Source organism: Pseudomonas sp. FBCC-B1565, assembly GCF_059133265.1.
Window position 1 is genome coordinate 5,545,700 of sequence record NZ_CP101438.1, and the last position, 16,657, is coordinate 5,562,356.

14 protein-coding genes and 1 riboswitch are annotated in these 16,657 nt (G+C 60.6%); of the genes, 7 read left to right on the plus strand and 7 right to left on the minus strand.

From position 1 onward, the window contains the following. The first annotated feature begins 70 nt into the window (after positions 1-70). Together NL123_RS25665 and NL123_RS25670 are read left to right on the plus strand one after the other, a co-directional pair. Positions 71-664, plus strand: coding sequence for a phosphoheptose isomerase (locus NL123_RS25665; RefSeq protein WP_007904374.1), 594 nt, complete (start codon positions 71-73; stop codon positions 662-664). Beyond that, positions 661-1,242 (plus strand): BON domain-containing protein, encoded by a 582-nt coding sequence (locus NL123_RS25670; RefSeq protein ID WP_016974948.1) that lies wholly within the window; start codon positions 661-663, stop codon positions 1,240-1,242. Before NL123_RS25665 ends, NL123_RS25670 begins: the two co-directional genes overlap by 4 nt. Positions 1,243-1,303: 61 nt before the next feature. On the opposite strand, the gene NL123_RS25675 is transcribed toward NL123_RS25670, so the two are convergent. Beyond that, positions 1,304-2,077: a YiaD family glycine zipper/OmpA-like lipoprotein gene (locus NL123_RS25675; RefSeq protein ID WP_012722283.1), complete on the minus strand. Its 774-nt coding sequence runs from the start codon at positions 2,075-2,077 to the stop codon at positions 1,304-1,306. Positions 2,078-2,255: 178 nt separating this feature from the next. Further along, entirely contained in the window at positions 2,256-2,900 is a 645-nt protein-coding gene (locus NL123_RS25680) for an MBL fold metallo-hydrolase (RefSeq protein WP_494356618.1), read from the minus strand. A gap of 137 nt (positions 2,901-3,037) precedes the next feature. Here NL123_RS25680 and NL123_RS25685 point away from each other — a divergent pair, with 137 nt between their 5' ends. Both NL123_RS25685 and NL123_RS25690 read left to right on the plus strand, forming a co-directional pair. After that, a complete protein-coding gene (locus tag NL123_RS25685) occupies positions 3,038-3,505 on the plus strand; it encodes a helix-turn-helix domain-containing protein (RefSeq protein ID WP_494356619.1) in 468 nt (155 codons plus the stop codon). Further along, entirely contained in the window at positions 3,505-4,776 is a 1,272-nt protein-coding gene (locus NL123_RS25690) for a type II toxin-antitoxin system HipA family toxin (protein WP_494356620.1), read from the plus strand. Before NL123_RS25685 ends, NL123_RS25690 begins: the two co-directional genes overlap by 1 nt. Here the strand turns inward: NL123_RS25690 and NL123_RS25695 are convergent. The 5 genes from NL123_RS25695 to NL123_RS25715 all read right to left on the minus strand — a co-directional run bounded on the left by NL123_RS25695 (position 4,773) and on the right by NL123_RS25715 (position 13,701). Next, positions 4,773-7,502 (minus strand): winged helix-turn-helix domain-containing protein, encoded by a 2,730-nt coding sequence (locus NL123_RS25695; RefSeq protein ID WP_494358343.1) that lies wholly within the window; start codon positions 7,500-7,502, stop codon positions 4,773-4,775. The two genes, NL123_RS25690 and NL123_RS25695, sit on opposite strands and share 4 nt — an antisense overlap. A gap of 163 nt (positions 7,503-7,665) precedes the next feature. Next, positions 7,666-9,030, minus strand: coding sequence for a DUF1329 domain-containing protein (locus NL123_RS25700; protein ID WP_248486228.1), 1,365 nt, complete (start codon positions 9,028-9,030; stop codon positions 7,666-7,668). A gap of 29 nt (positions 9,031-9,059) precedes the next feature. Next, a complete protein-coding gene (locus NL123_RS25705; protein WP_248486226.1) occupies positions 9,060-10,922 on the minus strand; it encodes a DUF1302 domain-containing protein in 1,863 nt (620 codons plus the stop codon). A gap of 332 nt (positions 10,923-11,254) precedes the next feature. After that, positions 11,255-12,937 (minus strand): fatty acid--CoA ligase, encoded by a 1,683-nt coding sequence (locus tag NL123_RS25710; protein ID WP_248486224.1) that lies wholly within the window; start codon positions 12,935-12,937, stop codon positions 11,255-11,257. A gap of 131 nt (positions 12,938-13,068) precedes the next feature. Further along, a complete protein-coding gene (locus NL123_RS25715; RefSeq protein ID WP_058422966.1) occupies positions 13,069-13,701 on the minus strand; it encodes a LysE family translocator in 633 nt (210 codons plus the stop codon). Between the two features lie 84 nt (positions 13,702-13,785). On the opposite strand from NL123_RS25715, the gene NL123_RS25720 reads away from it, so the two are divergent. The 3 genes from NL123_RS25720 to NL123_RS25730 all read left to right on the plus strand — a co-directional run bounded on the left by NL123_RS25720 (position 13,786) and on the right by NL123_RS25730 (position 16,625). After that, a complete protein-coding gene (locus NL123_RS25720) occupies positions 13,786-14,751 on the plus strand; it encodes a 2-hydroxyacid dehydrogenase (protein ID WP_248486222.1) in 966 nt (321 codons plus the stop codon). A gap of 30 nt (positions 14,752-14,781) precedes the next feature. After that, complete coding sequence (locus NL123_RS25725) at positions 14,782-15,780, plus strand: methyltransferase (RefSeq protein ID WP_494356621.1); 999 nt, start codon at positions 14,782-14,784, stop codon at positions 15,778-15,780. A gap of 50 nt (positions 15,781-15,830) precedes the next feature. Further along, positions 15,831-15,952: riboswitch (yybP-ykoY riboswitch) on the plus strand. An 88-nt stretch (positions 15,953-16,040) separates the two neighbouring features. After that, positions 16,041-16,625: a TMEM165/GDT1 family protein gene (locus NL123_RS25730; RefSeq protein WP_004372026.1), complete on the plus strand. Its 585-nt coding sequence runs from the start codon at positions 16,041-16,043 to the stop codon at positions 16,623-16,625. The last annotated feature ends 32 nt before the right edge of the window (positions 16,626-16,657 follow it).

The following is a 16,657-nucleotide window of genomic DNA, read 5'->3' on the forward strand; positions in this document are numbered from 1 at the left end:
CACTTTTGCTCTTTGCTTTGCGGGCTGCACATTCCTGTGCCATACAGCCGCGCTACTTAAGGTCACACAGATGGACATGCAATCCCGAATTCGCCAGCTTTTCCAGGCCAGTATCGACACCAAGCAACAGGCGATGGACGTACTTGCACCGCACATCGAGCAAGCCAGTCAGGTCATGGTCAACGCCCTGCTCAACGAGGGCAAAATGCTTTCGTGCGGCAACGGTGGTTCGGCCGGCGATGCCCAGCATTTCTCTTCCGAGCTGCTCAACCGCTTCGAGCGTGAGCGCCCGAGCTTGCCGGCCATTGCGTTGACCACCGATTCGTCGACGATCACCTCGATTGCCAACGACTACAGCTATAACGAAATCTTCTCCAAGCAGATTCGCGCCCTGGGCCAACCAGGTGACGTGCTGCTGGCGATTTCCACCAGCGGCAACTCTGCGAATATTATTCAGGCGATCCAGGCCGCACATGATCGCGAAATGATTGTCGTAGCATTGACCGGGCGCGATGGCGGGGGCATGGCCTCATTGCTGTTGCCTGAAGACGTGGAGATTCGCGTCCCGGCCAATGTCACCGCACGTATCCAGGAAGTCCACCTGCTGGCGATCCACTGCCTGTGCGATCTGATCGACAGCCAACTGTTTGGGAGTGAAGAATGACCGTTAACCGCCTCAGCCTTTTGGCCATCACCCTGTGCCTCGCTATCAGCGGCTGCAGCACGGCCATCACTGCAACACGCGACACCCCTATCCAGGATGACAAGGGCACCCGTACCTTCGGCAGCAAAATCGACGACTCGCTGATCGAAACCAAGGTTGAAGTCAACGTCGCCAAGGCCGCGACCGACCTGGGCAACGGTGCATCGCGCATCGTCGTGACCAGCTTCAACGGCGTTGTTTTGCTCGCCGGCCAGACACCACGCGCCGACCTCAAGGCCCAGGCCGAGCAAGCCGCCGCTGCCGTACAGCGCGTGAAGAAAGTGCATAACGAATTGCAGGTGATGGACCCAATCACCCTGCTGGCCATCAGTAATGACGCCCTGCTGACCACCAAGATCAAGGCGCAGATGCTCACCGATAACGCGATCCCCGGTTCGCGCATCAAGGTCGTGACCGACAACGGTATCGTCTACCTGATGGGTCTGCTGACCCAGGCCGAAGCCACGCGTGCAGCCAATCTGGTGCAGGGTGTGTCTGGCGTGCAGAAGATCGTGAAGGTGTTCGAATACATCGACTGATGTAACCGACAGCTACAAAAAAGGGCGCCTTACATAGGCGCCCTTTTTTATTAGCGAATGTTTACTGGTACTGCGAGTACGGGTTGCCCTGGAACTGGTTGTTCTGCTGTGGCGCCTGTTGCTGAGCACCTGGCTGGCCGTACTGCTGGCCCGGGATCGGACCGAGGTTCACTTCCACACGACGGTTCTGGGCGCGGCCGTTGACGTCGGCGTTGCTGGCAATCGGGTTATCCGGGCCGGCACCGCGTGCGCTCAGGTTGGCACCGTTGACGCCCTGGGACGTCAGGTAGTTGGCCACGCTCTGCGCACGACGCTGGGACAGGTCCATGTTCAACTGGCGGCTGCCCGTGCTGTCGGTATAACCAACGATCTGGATCGTGTTCTGGTTGAACTGCTTGAGCGAGTTGGCCAGGTTGTTCAGCGGCTGGTAGAAGCTGCTGGAGATCGCATCCGAGTTGGTGGCGAAAGTGATATTGCCCGGCATGATCAGCTTGATCTGGTCGCCCTGGCGCTGAACTTCAACACCGGTATTGGCCATGCTTTCACGCAGTTTCTTTTCCTGCTGGTCGGCGTAGTAGCCGTAACCGGCTGCGCCGGCACCCGCAACGACCGCACCGATCAGTGCGCCCTTGCCACGGTTGTTATGGTCGATGGCTGCACCCGCCAGCGCACCGGCCAGGGCACCCAGGCCGCCGTACTTGGCGGTCTTGCTCATACCGCCGGATTCATTACTCGCCTGCCCCTGGCTGCTGCCGTCATAAGGGTTAGGGGATGCGCAGCCGGACAACAGGGCTACGACGGTAGCAACAACAAGCAGACGACGCGAAGTGAACATGAAGGGAGCTCCTACTTTTGCATTCTATGGTGCAAAGGACATTGGCAATGGACCTGTGCCGAGTTTGGAACACGACAAACGGCAAAAATTCCGTCGCTACAGCAACCGTAGCAGACGCACGCTGAACCCGACCTGAGTTTTTGCTGCAACGCTTGCCTCTAACCCGGCAATTATTCCGTCACGCCCGTACAAAAGGGTTCTCACGCATTTCATCACCCAATCGGGTATCCGGTCCGTGACCGGTCACCACCGTTGCCCCCTCATCCAGCGTGTACAGCCGCTGCTTGATCGAACGCACGATGGTCGCCTGGTCTCCACCCCACAAATCCGTACGCCCGATACCGCGGCGAAACAGCGTGTCGCCGGCAATCAGCAGCTTGGCATCGGCAAACCAGAAACTCATCGACCCCGGCGTATGTCCCGGCGTGTGCAACGCCACACCACAGCCGCAGGCCAACTCTTCATCATGCTCCAGCCAGCGATCTGGCGAAGGCACCGGGGTATAGGGCACGCGAAACATCTGGCATTGCATTTCCAGGTTGTCCCAAAGGAATTGATCTTCTTTGTGCAAGTGCAAGGTGGCGCCGGTCTTTTCCTTCAACTGGCCGGACGCCAGGAAATGATCGAGATGGGCATGGGTGTGGATGATGCTGACCACCTTGAGGCCCAGGGCATCGAGCCGCGCCAGGATGAGCTCATGGTTGCCACCCGGGTCGACCACGATGGCCTTTTTGCTGATGGGATCGCCGATGATGGTGCAGTTGCACTGCAAGGAGCCTACGGGGAAGGTTTCGCGAATCAGCGTGGAAGCCGTGAGCGTCATGGGTGATCCTCTGAATCTTGGTCAATGCAATTAAACTATAACTTCGCGCGCTTTATCGCCAGAATAATTGCACTTTAGAAAACAACATAAATGCTATTATTCTTTCACTTAGTGCCAAAAAGTGCAGGAATAACAGCATGGCTAAAAAGATCGCCCCCTTGCTGCCCCGTACAGAGCGTCTGCTTTCGGACCTCGGCGAGCGGATCAAGCTTGCGCGCCTGCGCCGAAAAATCACCGCCAAGCAAGCAGCGGAGCGCGCCGGCATGTCCCAGATGACACTTCGCGCACTGGAGCGTGGTTCTTCGGGGAGTACCATGGGCGCTTACCTGGCGATATTGCAGGTGCTGGGCCTCGAAAAAGACCTGAACACCGTGGCAGCGGACGATGAGCTGGGCCGACATCTGCAGGATGCAACACTGCTGACAGGCAAGGCATCAACCCCGCGCCCGAATAAGCCGATGGCGTCAGAGAAAGTTACAAGAAACAACGCCATCGTTCGCAAGAAGCCACTACCTTCAAAGCCTATGCCCCCTCCCGACAAGGGCACGATCAGCAGCGATGCACTGGCCGCACTGATCCCACCACGGCAAAGGACAGATACGTAATGACCATGATTGGGGTTTATGCCGACTGGGAAGGTATCGACGGCCCCCGGCGTCTTGGTTGGCTGCACGCAAGAAAAACCCGGATGACCGAAAAGTTCGAGTACGAAAGCGACCCTCTGGCATTGCAAGACCGGGTGCTGAGCGCCGTTCGGATCGATCCAGGCATCGGCCCCTATGCAGGCGCTCAGTTCCCCGTTGAGGGGCGAAACATGTTTGGTGTCTTCAGCGACTCCTGCCCGGATCGCTGGGGGCGATTGTTGATGAAACGACGCCTGGAACGCGACATCCGCGAAGGGCTATACGAGGCGAATACTCGGCTCGGCGAGTCGGACTATCTGCTTGGCGTACACGACCTCTTCCGCACCGGCGCCCTACGCTACCGGCTGAACGATACCGGCAGTTTTCTCGATGATCAGGACGCCATTGCCGCGCCGCCTTTTGTCGAGCTGCATGCGCTGGAAAGAGCCAGTCGCGAGCTGGAAAACGACCCGGATAATCAGGCCCCAGAAGGCCGGCAATGGCTACGCATGTTGATTGCACCCGGCGGTTCCCTGGGCGGCGCACGTCCGAAAGCCAGCGTCGCCGACCACGATAACCATCTATGGATCGCCAAGTTTCCCTCGACCCGCGACACCTACGATGTGGGCGGCTGGGAGCTGGTCGTCAACGCCCTGGCCAAGGGCTGCGGCCTGAACGTCGCCTCGGCGATCGGCAAGCGCTATGCCAGCGACTTTCATTGCTTCATGGTCAAACGTTTCGACCGGACGACTGCTGGGGGCCGCCTGCACTTTGCATCCGCCATGACGCTCACAGGCCGAGTCGATGGTGACGACGCCAGCTCAGGCGCAAGTTACCTGGAGCTAGCTGAAGTGCTGATGCGCAGCGGCTCGAATACCGACCAGGATCTGCAAGAGCTGTGGACGCGCATCGTTTTCAATATTCTGGTTTCAAACACCGACGACCACTTGCGCAATCATGGCTTTATCCTGGAGCCAGGCAACGGATGGCGCCTTTCGGATGCGTATGACTTGAATCCCACGCCACTGGGAGACGGCCTGAAACTCAATATCACCGAATACGACAATGCGCTGGATCTGGAACTGGCGAGAGAAGTCGCCGGTTTCTTCCGTGTGAACCTTGGGAAGGCGGATGAAATCATCGCTGACTGCATCAACTCAGTCAGCCATTGGAGGACTGTGGCTCAAGCGGTTGGTCTTTCGCAGCGAGAACAAGACTCCATGGCCGCGGCTTTCGCAAAAGCCCAGGCCTAGCCAATCAACCTCAGCTCCTGCGCCCGCGCCACCGCCTGCGTGCGCCGCTCGACGCCCAGCTTGCTGTTGATGTGGCTGGCATGGGTCTTCACCGTATGCAGGGAGATGAACAACCGATTGCTGATCTCCTGGTTGGAACAGCCCTGAGCGATCAGTTGCAGCACGGCCAGCTCCCGTGCGCTCAAGGTTTCTTGAGTCGACACCGCCTCCACCACCAAGGCGGCGGGCAACAGCGCCAGCAGGCTCTCGTTCAAGAGGCCATGGGGGTCTTTGGCGAGTTGCTCGCGCATCCAGTCCGGGTGGTTTTCCAGCAGACGCTGGAAAGGTTGCAACGCGCCACCGACCCCCGCCTCCAGCGCCTGGGCCAGCACCGGACACGCCTTGGCCTCCTGGCCGCTCTCCAGCAGCAACTGCGCCTGCTGGGTCAGCGCCATGAGGGCGATCATCTGTCGCCCACTGTGATGCGCCTGCTGCGCCAGTTCATCAAGCCGTTGCAGCGCTGCAGCCGGTTGGTGGCGCGTGGCATCCAGCGCAGCCTGTTGCAGCCCGATATGCTGTGGCAGGTGCGGGTGGAACTCCGGTGCGGCCGCAGCGTGTTCGCCGTTGTAGGTCTGCCCCAGGCGGGTCAGCCAGGCGTCGGCCAGGTCGGTGCGGCCCTGGGCCAGCCACAGCTCGCATTTGATCAGGGTGATCATCGCCAGGTAGTAGATCGGCGGCACGTCCCAGATATGCATCAGGCGCTCCGCCTCGGCAAGTTCGGCGAAGGCCTTGGCGAAGTCACCCCGGCGCCCTTCGAAACTGGCGATCACGCAATGACCGATCAACACGCTGATATCGCGGCAAGCACGGGCTTCGGCGAGGCCGGCGCGCAAGCGAGCGAGGCCGGCTTCAGGCTGGAGGCGCACCAGCAGCAAGAAACCTTCGTAGAGCGATAACCGCGCACGTACTGCGTACAAGCGTTGCGGCGCCAGGCCATGCAGGCGCTGCAAGCCCTGGCGCACCTCATCCAGGGAACGCAGGATTTCGCCGCGTGCCTGCAACACCCGCGCACGGTCGTAATGGGCCAGGGCCTCGAATAACGGGTTGCCTACCCGCTGCGCCAGCTCAAGGGATTCACGATTCAAACCACGGGCGCGCCAAAGGTCGGCATCGACGATGGCCAGGTTGGAGAGCGTCGACAGGCACATCAAGCGCTGGCCGTAACGCCGTTGCGGCAGGCTTTCCAACGCTTCGCTGCAATAGCGTTGGGTCAACTCACGATCCCCCCTGCCTCGGGCGATGATCCCACTCAGTGCCAGCCACTGCGCCAACATCGATTTTTGCGCGGTGGCCGACGGTGCCGGCAGGAAGCGGCTGAGGTAGCTTGATAACTCTTCCGCCGCGTCCAATTGGCAAGCCAGGCCCAACGCCCAGCTGTACAGCACGATCAAGCGCGGCGTGCTGATCAGCAGGCTATCGGGCAAGTCCATCTTCCAGCGCAGCAACATGCCCACATTCTGCTCGGCCAGCAGTTGTTCTTCGGACAGGTTCTGCACCAGGTTGGCCGCCACATCCAGGTGCCCGGCACGCAACGCCTGCTCCACCGCTTCATCGATCAAGCCCTGGGCATTGAACCAGCGGCACGCACGCAGGTGCAGGCTGGCGGCCGGCAGTACATGGCTACTGGCGCGTCGGGTGCGCAGCAGGTCAGAAAACAGGTGGTGATAACGGTACCAGTGCCCCTGTTCGTCCAGAGGCACCAGAAAGACTTGATGGGCTTGCAGGTAGCGCAGGATTTCGGCGCTGTCGTGAGCTTCACGCAAGGCATCACAGAGTTCGCTGCAAAAACGATCCTGCGGGGCTGTATCGTACAAAAACGCCTGTACTTCGGCCGGCAGACAGTCGATCACTTCTTCAAGCAGATAATCGCGGATCAGCCCTTCCCCGCCGTGCAGATTCTGCGGCAAGCCGCCATCGCTGCCGGCCTCGGAGGCGGCCAGCAACCAGAAGCGCAGGCCGGCGACCCAGCCTTCGCTGCGGCGGATCAGATTGTCGAGCGCTTCACCGCGCAGGGAACTGCTGTGGCGATCCAGCAGGGCCAGTGATTCGTCGTGCGTCAGGCGCAGGTCCTGTTCATTCAACTCCAGCAGGTGGCGCGACAGGCGCAGGCGCGCCAGATGCCAGTCCGGGCGCTGACGACTGGTGACCAGCACCACCAGGCCATCGGGCAGATGATTAAGGAAAAACTGCAGGCAGCGGTCAAGCACCGGCCCCTGGGCCAGGTGATAGTCATCCAGTACCAGCAACAGCGGCGCACGGGTGGACAGGTGCACGGCCAGCTCGTCGAGCAGGCCATCCAGCCATTCCTCAAACGCAAAGGGCTGGTGACGCTGGCGCATTTTCAGCAGGCCCAGGGACTGGGCGCCGAGTTGCGGGAAAAATTGCTGCAGACCGTCGAGCAGGCGCTCGAGGAAACGCCCTGGGTCGTTGTCCCGTGGACTCAGGCCCAGCCACAGGCTGTGCCAATGGCTCGGCAGACTCTGACAGAACTCCACCGCCAACGAACTCTTGCCGAACCCGGCCGGCGCGCTGACCAGCAACAGGCGCCCGTCCAGCCCGGCGCTCAGGCGTTCGCACAGGCGCGCTCGCAGCACGTAGCCGTCAGGCAGGGGGGGTCTGTAGAAGCGACCTTCCAGGGTCGGGATTACCGCACTGGCAGGCCCTTGGATTCGGGACAGATCAGTCATCGCCGGGCTCTTGTAGAAGGCTGTGGTCGGCATTGCAGATGTCCGCAGACTAGCGGTAAAAGCGGCAGGTTTGTAGATCTTTGCTACAAATGACTGAAAAAGAACTGCGACAAAAAATGTGAGAGGGGGCCTGCCCCCTCCCGCATTGAGTTACGCGTGCAGCTTAGCGAACACCATCCTGGCGCAGGGCTGCCGGGGTGAAGTCGCTGGTGGTAGCGGTGAAGCCGAAGTCATACGCCTGCTTCTCTTCGTTCTTCATGCCCAGCGCCAGGTAGCGGCCGGACTGCAGGTCGTAGAGGGTCTCCAGGGCGTACCACGGCACTTGCTTGTCGTAGTAGTTCTCGGCATGGGCCTCCGCTACGCGCCACAGTTGGCCACGACCGTCGTAGTGGTCGATCACTGCCGCTTGCCAGGTGTCTTCATCGATGAAGAAGTCACGCTTGGCGTAGATGTGGCGCTGGCCTTCCTTCAAGGTCGCGACCACATGCCAGACACGGCGCAGCTCGTAGCGAGCCAGGTCCTGGTTGATGTGGCCGGCCTTGATGATGTCGGCGTACTTGAGCTTCGGATCGTCGAGCTTGTAGCTGTTGGAGGCGATGTAGATTTCCTTCTTGCCTTCCAACTTCCAGTCGTAGCGATCCGGTGCGCCGTTGTACATGTCGAGGTTGTCGGATGTACGCAAGCCATCGGCTGCGGTACCCGGCCCGTCATAAGACACTTGCGGGGCCCGGCGCACACGGCGCTGGCCGGCGTTGTAGACCCACGCCGAACGCGGTTCCTTCACCTGGTCCAGGGTTTCGTGCACCAGCAGCACACCACCGGCCAGACGCGCCGGCGCGGTCACTTGCTGCTTGAAGTAGAACAGCACGTTGCCCGGGTTTTTCGGGTCGTAATCCTTCATCTTGTCGCGGAACACGAACTGATCGCGGAAGTACACCAGGCTGTAGGAACCGTTGGTTTGCGGCGTGGCCTGGGTCACCAGGCGAGTCACGCTGCCGCCGCGATAGCGGGTGATGTGGTTCCAGATGACTTCAACGCCGCTTTTCGGGATCGGGAACGGGATAGCGGTCTCGAAGTTCTCCAGACCGTTGCCGCCGGACACCAGGTTGGTGTTAGAGGCGTTCTTCTTGATGGCCGCAAACACATCCGCCGGCACCGTGGCGCCGCGATGGGTCGGGTAGACCGGCATCTTGAAGGTGTCAGGGTAGCGCTTGAACATTGCGTACTGCCCCGGTGCCAGCTTGTCCTTGTACTGCTCGACGTTCGCTGCGGTGATGGTGAATTGCGGTTGCTCACTGGCGTACGGGTTGGCCAGGAATCCACGAGCGTCGACGGCGCCGGCGTTGGTGGGCAGTGGCGACCATTTTGGAATGGTGCCGGCAGCGTTACCGGCCATTTCGGCGCCCATCGGGGTCAGGCTCGTGCCCAGCTTGGCGGCTTCATCCGCCGAGACTGCCGCCATGACGTTACTCGCCAGGATCGACAGCCCAAGCACACCCACGTGCAACAGACTTTTGGTTATTTTCATGTTCTGGTTCTTCCTGAAATGCAGTGTGCTTAGAAGTTGGCGCCGAAGCTCAAAGCGACAAAGTCGCGGTCATCCACCGTGCTGAACTTGCCACCAAAGAAGTTGGTGTAGGCCAGGCTGGCGGTGTAGGTGTTCTGATATTCGGCATCCAGGCCCAGGCTGACTGCCTTGCGACCTTCTTCGAAGTTACCGCCAGGGCCTGGCGAGTAACCTTTGACGTCGTGGGACCACGCCACGTTTGGCTTGAGGTTGACGCCGGCGAACACGTCCGGGTATTCCCAGATGGCGCGGGCGCGGTAGCCCCAGGATGTGGCGGTGGTGTAACCGTCGTTGTTGCAGTTGGTGTTCAGGCTCGCGGCGTTAGGCAAACCACCCCCTTGCGCCGTGGAGTTGTTGAGCGTGTTGCAGAAACCACCTGGCAACGAACCCGGGCCAAAGACCGGGTCACGGCCATAACGTGCCTCGGACTTGCTTTCCAGGCCACCGACGTGAGTCACGCCGATTTCACCGACAGTGGTCAAGCGGCTGGCGCCCATGACCTGATCGAAGAAGTGCGTGAAGGTGGTCTGGAACTGGGTGACTTCCTTGCGACGGTAGCCGTGCAGGTCCTGGCCTGGCGTCCCCTTCAACACAGACGCGTTGTTGAAGGGGGGAAGTGGCGTGACACCGGCAAAAAGAATGTCTGTCGTGCTCAGTTGTACCGGCGCGTTAGGACGATAGCTCAACTCGCCGCTCCATGCGGTCCCTGTGGGGAGGGTGGTGGAGAAACTCAAGCCATAGAGACGAATGTCCTCGGGGTATTCAACGTAGTAGTTGGAGTTACCCGCGACCACCAATGGACGCAGTTGGGCTGGCACACCAGGCGTTGCACCTGTGTATTTCGATTGCGGTGCGCCCTGAGCACTGAAGATCGGCGCACGACTGTGGTAGTTCATGAAGTAAGCGCCGAATTCTGTATCCAGCGGCTCGAAGTTGTAATGGAATGCGACACCGAACTGACCACTGTCGCGCGCATCACGATCTGGGCCACGACGCACCAATACACCTTCGTTATTGACGTCGACGCCATTGGCGGCAAGCCCTGGCAATACTGCGGCAGGCAGGAAGCGACGACTGTTCAACACGCGCAAATTGTCACTGCAGCCGTCGGAAATAACATCAGGCTGAGAGAAGAATGTGCCGCAGTTATCGGTAACGGTCTGGTCCCACTCCAACTGGTAAAACGCCTCGGCCGACAGGTTATCGGTCAGGGTTTGCGACACATAGAACATGTTGACCGGAATCAAGCCTTCCTTGATTTCGGCGCCCGGACGCCGGAATGCCGACACGTCGATCGGGTTGATGGAGTTGATGCCGCCGCCGATGAAGGTACTTTCACCCCAGCTCACCACCTGCTTGCCGAAGCGCACGTTGCCCGGCAAATCGGCAATGTTGTAGTTGTGGTAGATGAAGGCATCAAGGATCTGCCCGCCAGAAGACTTGGCGCCTTCCTTGCGGTTGTTGTCGCTGATGTCCTTGAATGGGCGGCTTTCGTCCTTGAGCTCGAAGTCGTACCAGTACTTGCCGCGCACAAACACGCCGGTATCGCCGTATTTCAGTTCCAGGTCATGGATGCCCTTGAAGATCTTCGAGAACGTCTCCCCGCGCTTGAAGTTCAAGTGGCCGTCATCGGAAGTCTGGGACAGGCCCTTACCGCCGTTGTTGACCCCGATCAGGTCCTGGTTGGGCTTGGCCGTCGACCAGCTCGCACCCACGGAAAGAGACGAGTCAAAACTCCCTTCGATTTCACCGATATTGAAACTGACGCCGAATGCGGGCCCGGCGAGCGTAGAGGCGAGACTGACGGCCAGGGGCAGTCTTGCCCGGCGCCAGAACTGGTTTACTGAGGTCATCGACGCTACTCCATGTGCATTATTGTTATGGCAGTGAGTTTTTTCCTACTGATGCATGTAACGGCCGGAATACAACGATTCCAATGCCGCTCGGCAGCCGAGCCCCCATGGCCCGAAGCGGAACATCCGTGAAAAACTCTGGAAGGGACTATAGCCAGCAGGGGGTAGTGCTTGATCCCTCTAAAGTGTGATTTGCATCACCGACCCGTCTGCCACGACCCTTTCGCCATGTCGACAAAGGCCGACGCGGCAAGGATGGCTGAAAATCGGCAAATCACAAGTGAAGGCGCGAGATAGAGCATTGCCGCGCCACAAGGGCACGGCGAGTCAGCTCACAGGGTAGACAGGAACGTGCTGTTGTTGGCCTGCCATTCGATGATGTCGATACGGATACGTTTTTTGTCGAGTTTTCCTACGCTCGTCTTGGGAATTTCAGTAACAACCGCAATCTGGCTCGGAATCGCCCACTTGCTCAAGTGGCCCAGTTCCACGAACGGCTTGAGGTGTTCCTTGAGCTCGCGAGCGCCTATCACATGGCCATCACGCACTACCAGCAGGGCAAATGGGCGTTCGCCCCACTGCGGGTCGGCAATGCCCACCACCGCTACTTCGCGTACCGCCGGGTGACGGCTGACCAGGTCTTCGAGGGCCAGGGACGAGATCCATTCGCCGCCGGTCTTGATCACATCCTTGATGCGGTCGCGAATGTCGATTACGCCAAACGCATCCAGGGTCGCCACGTCGCCGGTGTGCATCCAACCGCCGGCCCACAGCTCGGCGCCCTTCTGTGGCTCGTTGAAATAACCTTCGCTGAGCCACGGCGCACGCAACACCAGCTCGCCCTGGGACTCGCCATCGGCGGGCAGGAAGTTGCCGTCGCCGTCGATGATCGCAGCTTCCACCAACGGGCCAGGCACGCCGGCCTTGATGCGGTAAGTGGTGCGCTCATCCTCGGTGCCGGCCATCAGTTCTTCGTTGAGGTGGGCGCAGGACACCAGCGGCCCGGTCTCGGACATCCCATACGCCGCAGTCAACTGAATGCCACGGGCCTTGGACGCTTCGTACAGCGAACGGTTAAGCGCACTGCCGCCGATGACGATTTTCCACCCTTCAAAATCCACACCCTGGGCGGCCTTGGCGTTGAGCACCATCTGCAGGATGGTCGGCACGCAGTGGGAGAAGGTGACCTTTTCCTTGCGCCACAGCTCCACCAGGTATTCCGGGTCGTAGCGACCGGGGTAGACCTGTTTCAGCCCGAGCATGGTCGCCACATACGGCAGGCCCCAGGCGTGCACATGGAACATCGGCGTGATCGGCATGTACACATCGTTGGTGCCCAGCAGGCGCACGCTGTCGACGCTGCCCATGATGGTCGCCACGCCCATGGTGTGCAGTACCAGTTGGCGATGGGTGAAGTACACCCCCTTGGGATTGCCGGTGGTGCCGGTGGTGTAGAAAGTGGTGGCGACGGAATTTTCGTCGAAATCCTGGAAGTCGTACTTCGGGCTGGCGGCGGCCAGCAGGCTTTCGTACTCCCCCACCAGGTTGGGCAGCTCGGCGGTCTTGACCTCGCCATCGGTGAGCAGCAAGGTCTTGTCGACGGTGGTGAGGTGCCCGGCAATCGCCTGGTAGAGCCCCACGAACTCACTGTTGACCAGCACGAAGCGGTCCTCGGCGTGGTTCATGGTGTACAGGATCTGTTCCGGCGACAAACGCACGTTGATGGTGTGGATCACCGCGCCGATCATCGGGATGGCGAACATGCATTCCAGGTAACGGTGGCTGTCCCAGTCCATCACGGCCACCGTGTCACCGGCCTTGACCCCGGCCTCGGTCAGCACATTGGCCAGGCGGGCGACGCGCTCGATCAGGGTCGGGTAGGTGTAGCGCAGTTGGTCGCGGTAGATGATTTCCCGGGTCTTTTCATAGCGGGTGCCGGACATCAACAGGCGTTTGATCAACAGCGGGTATTGGTACGCACCTTCGGCGGGCGGGATAACACGGGTCTGCAACATACGAATCCCTTTTCTGACTGCACGGTCTTGGCTTGAAGACCTGCACTTTAGAGACCTTATGTTTCAGCCAAATCAGCCAAAGGAATGATTTGCAGACCCCAGCGAATGCTAGCTTTGCGCCAGCATCCAGCTTATTTCATGCTGGTGAAGGCCAGCTTTACCCCAATCGCAATCAACACCGCGCCCATGGTCCGATCGAACCAATGGCCCATCCGCGCAAACCCGGCACGCACGCGCTGCTGGCTGAACAACATCGCCACCAGGCAGAACCACAGCGCCGTCGCCACCGCCAGGTACACGCCGTAACCGGCCTGGATTGCCAGCGGCGTGTGCGGGTTGATCACCACGGTGAACAACGACAGGAAGAACAACGTGGCCTTGGGGTTCAAGCCGTTGGTCACAAAACCGGCGGTAAACGCACCACGCGGCGTACGTTCGCCTGCTTCGCGATGCAACTCACCTTCAACGGGGGGCTTGGCCGGTTGCGCGCGCAGGGCCTTGAAGCCGATGTACAGCAGGTAGGCCGCTGCCGCCCACTTGAGCGCGTTGAACAGCACGATGGACTGGGACACGATCAAGCCGATGCCGAGCAACGAGTAGCCCACGTGCAGGAAAATCGCCGAGCCCACGCCCAGTGCGGTCCAGGTGCCAGCGCGGCGGCCATGGGTCACGCTTTCACGCACCACCACAGCGAAATCCGGGCCGGGGCTGGCCACCGCCAACAAGTGAATCAGGGCTACGGTCAAGAACTCGGCGGCGTACATACTCACTCCATTAAGTAACGGATTATTTCATCTGATAGGCTCGGCAGATTACGCCTTCGAACCCTGTCGCAAAAGGTACAGTTGATGACGAACAATCGCCGCGCCGTCTTCCTTGATCATCCTTCCCTGGACTTGGGGGACCTTGACCTCAGCGAATTGCGCAACAGCTTCAGCGAGTTGCAGTTGTTTACGGACACCACTGCGCAGAACGTGGTTGAACGTGTGCAAGGCGCGCAAGTGGTGATCAGTAACAAAATAGCCCTCAACACCGAAACCCTGGCGGCCTGCCCGGAGCTCAATCTGATCCTGGTGTCGGCCACTGGCACCAACAACGTCGACCTCGACGCCGCCCGCGCCCACGGCATCACCGTGAGCAACTGCCAGGGCTACGGCACGCCGTCGGTGGCCCAGCACACGATCATGCTGCTGCTCAACCTGGCGACGCGCTTGAAGGATTATCAACGGGACGTCAGCGCCGGCCTGTGGCAGCAGGCCAAGCAGTTCTGCCTGCTGGACCACCCGATTGTCGAGCTGGAAGGCAAGACCCTGGGCCTGCTCGGCCACGGTGAACTGGGCGGCGCGGTGGCGCGCCTGGCCGAAGCCTTTGGCATGCGTGTGCTGCTCGGTGCGATTCCGGGGCGCCCTGCCCGCGCCGACCGCGTGCCATTGGATGAACTGCTGGCGCAGGTCGACGCGCTCACCCTGCACTGCCCGCTCAATGAACACACCCGCGACTTTATCGGCGCCCGCGAACTGGCGTTGCTCAAGCCCGGCGCGTTTGTGGTCAACACCGCGCGCGGTGGTTTGATCAACGAACAGGCCCTGGCCGATGCGTTGCGTAGCGGCCACTTGGGTGGCGCGGCTACCGATGTGCTGAGCGTGGAACCGCCGGTGAATGGCAACCCACTGCTGGCCGGCGATATTCCGCGGCTGATCGTCACCCCGCACAACGCCTGGGGCAGTCGCGAAGCGCGGCAGCGCATCGTCGGCCAACTGGCGGAAAACGCCCGGGGCTTTTTCAGCGGCGCCCCGCTGCGCGTCGTCAGTTGATAAACTGCGCCCCTTTTCAAGGAGCAGACCATGGATCCGCGCAGTGAAGTACTGCTTCGCCAGGCCGAACTTTTTCAAGGCAACCTGCTGTTGGTGGGCTTGCCCGCCGACGACCTGCTCGGTCGCCTGCCCAACGCCCACGGCTGGAGCTGGCATGCCGGCGACCAGGCGGCGCTCGATGCACGCTTTGCCGAGCGCAGCCAGTTCGGTGTGAATGTGCCCGAGCGGGCGTTCGATGCGGCGGTGATCTTCCTGCCCAAATCCAAGGACCTGACCGACTACCTGCTCAACGCCGTGGCTGCACGCCTGCCCGGCGCCGAGCTGTTCCTGGTCGGCGAGAAAAAGGCCGGTATCGAAAGCGCGGCCAAGCAGATGATCCCCTTTGGCAAGCCGCGCAAGCTCGACAACGCACGGCATTGCCAGCTGTGGCAGGTCACCGTGGCCAATGCGCCGCAAGCGGTCGAACTGGAAAGCCTGGCGCAGGTTTTCGAGGTGCCATTGGCCGAAGGCCCGCTGAAGGTGGTGAGCTTGCCGGGGGTATTCAGCCACGGTCGCCTGGATCGCGGCACCGAGCTGTTGCTGGAGCACCTGGACAAACTGCCGAGCGGGCATCTGCTGGATTTTGGCTGCGGTGCCGGTGTACTGGGGGCTGCGGTCAAACGTCGCTACCCGCATAACAGCGTGACGATGCTGGACGTGGACGCCTTTGCCGCTGCGAGCAGCCGCCTGACCCTGGCTGCCAACGGTCTGGAAGCCGAAGTATTGACGGGTGACGGTATCGACGCGGCGCCGATGGGTTTGAACGCGATTTTGAGCAACCCGCCGTTCCATGTCGGGGTGCATACCGATTATTTCGCCACCGAAAACCTGCTGCGAAAAGCAGCGAAACACCTGGCAAAAGGCGGCGAACTGCGCCTGGTCGCCAACAGTTTCCTGAAGTACCAGCCGCTGATCGAAGAGCACTTGGGCGTGTGTGGAGTAAAGGCTGAAGGCAACGGTTTTCGCATCTACCGCGCCAAGCGCGGCTGACGGGCGTTTGAAAAAGAACGCTTGCCGAATGGGTTTTGCCTAGGCAGAATCCGCTCCGTCCTAGGGGAGTAGTCTCCCACGAGCGCCACGCTCGTCCGGCATACGTCAACATACTTGGTCAGCAGACCATGGCGTATGCGACCCAGGAGTCCGCACAGACGGACCGGGGTTTGACAAGACCTATGACACGCACACCTTACCCGGGGCGGGAAGGCTGTACGTGTCATAGCCGTGTCGACCCGCCCCTGGAAACCTACCTGATGCTGGATTCATTGCTCGTTCCTACCGCAATCGTTGCCTTGGCCGAAATCGGCGACAAGACGCAACTGCTCGCGCTCATCCTTGCCGCACGCTTTCGCAAACCCTGGCCGATCATCGCCGGCATCGTTGCCGCGACCCTGGCCAACCATGCGGCCGCCGGTGCCGTGGGGGCGTGGTTCGGAAGTTTCTTCTCGGATGCGGTGTTGCACTGGATCCTGGCGGCAAGCTTCTGCGCCACGGCGCTGTGGACCCTGGTGCCGGACAAACTCGACGATGACGAAGCCAGCACCACACGCAAATTCGGGCCGTTCCTGACTACGCTGATCGCGTTCTTCCTGGCGGAAATCGGTGACAAGACGCAGATCGCCACGGTGATGCTGGCGGCTCAGTATCCGGAGCTGTGGCTGGTGATCATCGGCACCACCCTGGGCATGCTGATTGCCAACGTGCCGGTGGTTTTGGCGGGGAATTTCGCGGCGGAGAAACTGCCGTTGACGTTGATTCGTCGCTTGGCCGCTACAGCGTTTTTCATCCTGGCCATTGTGGCTGTGTACAAAGCCATGCAAAGCAGCGGGTGGATCTAAGGGTTCCCTGTGGGAGGGGGCTTGCCCCCTTC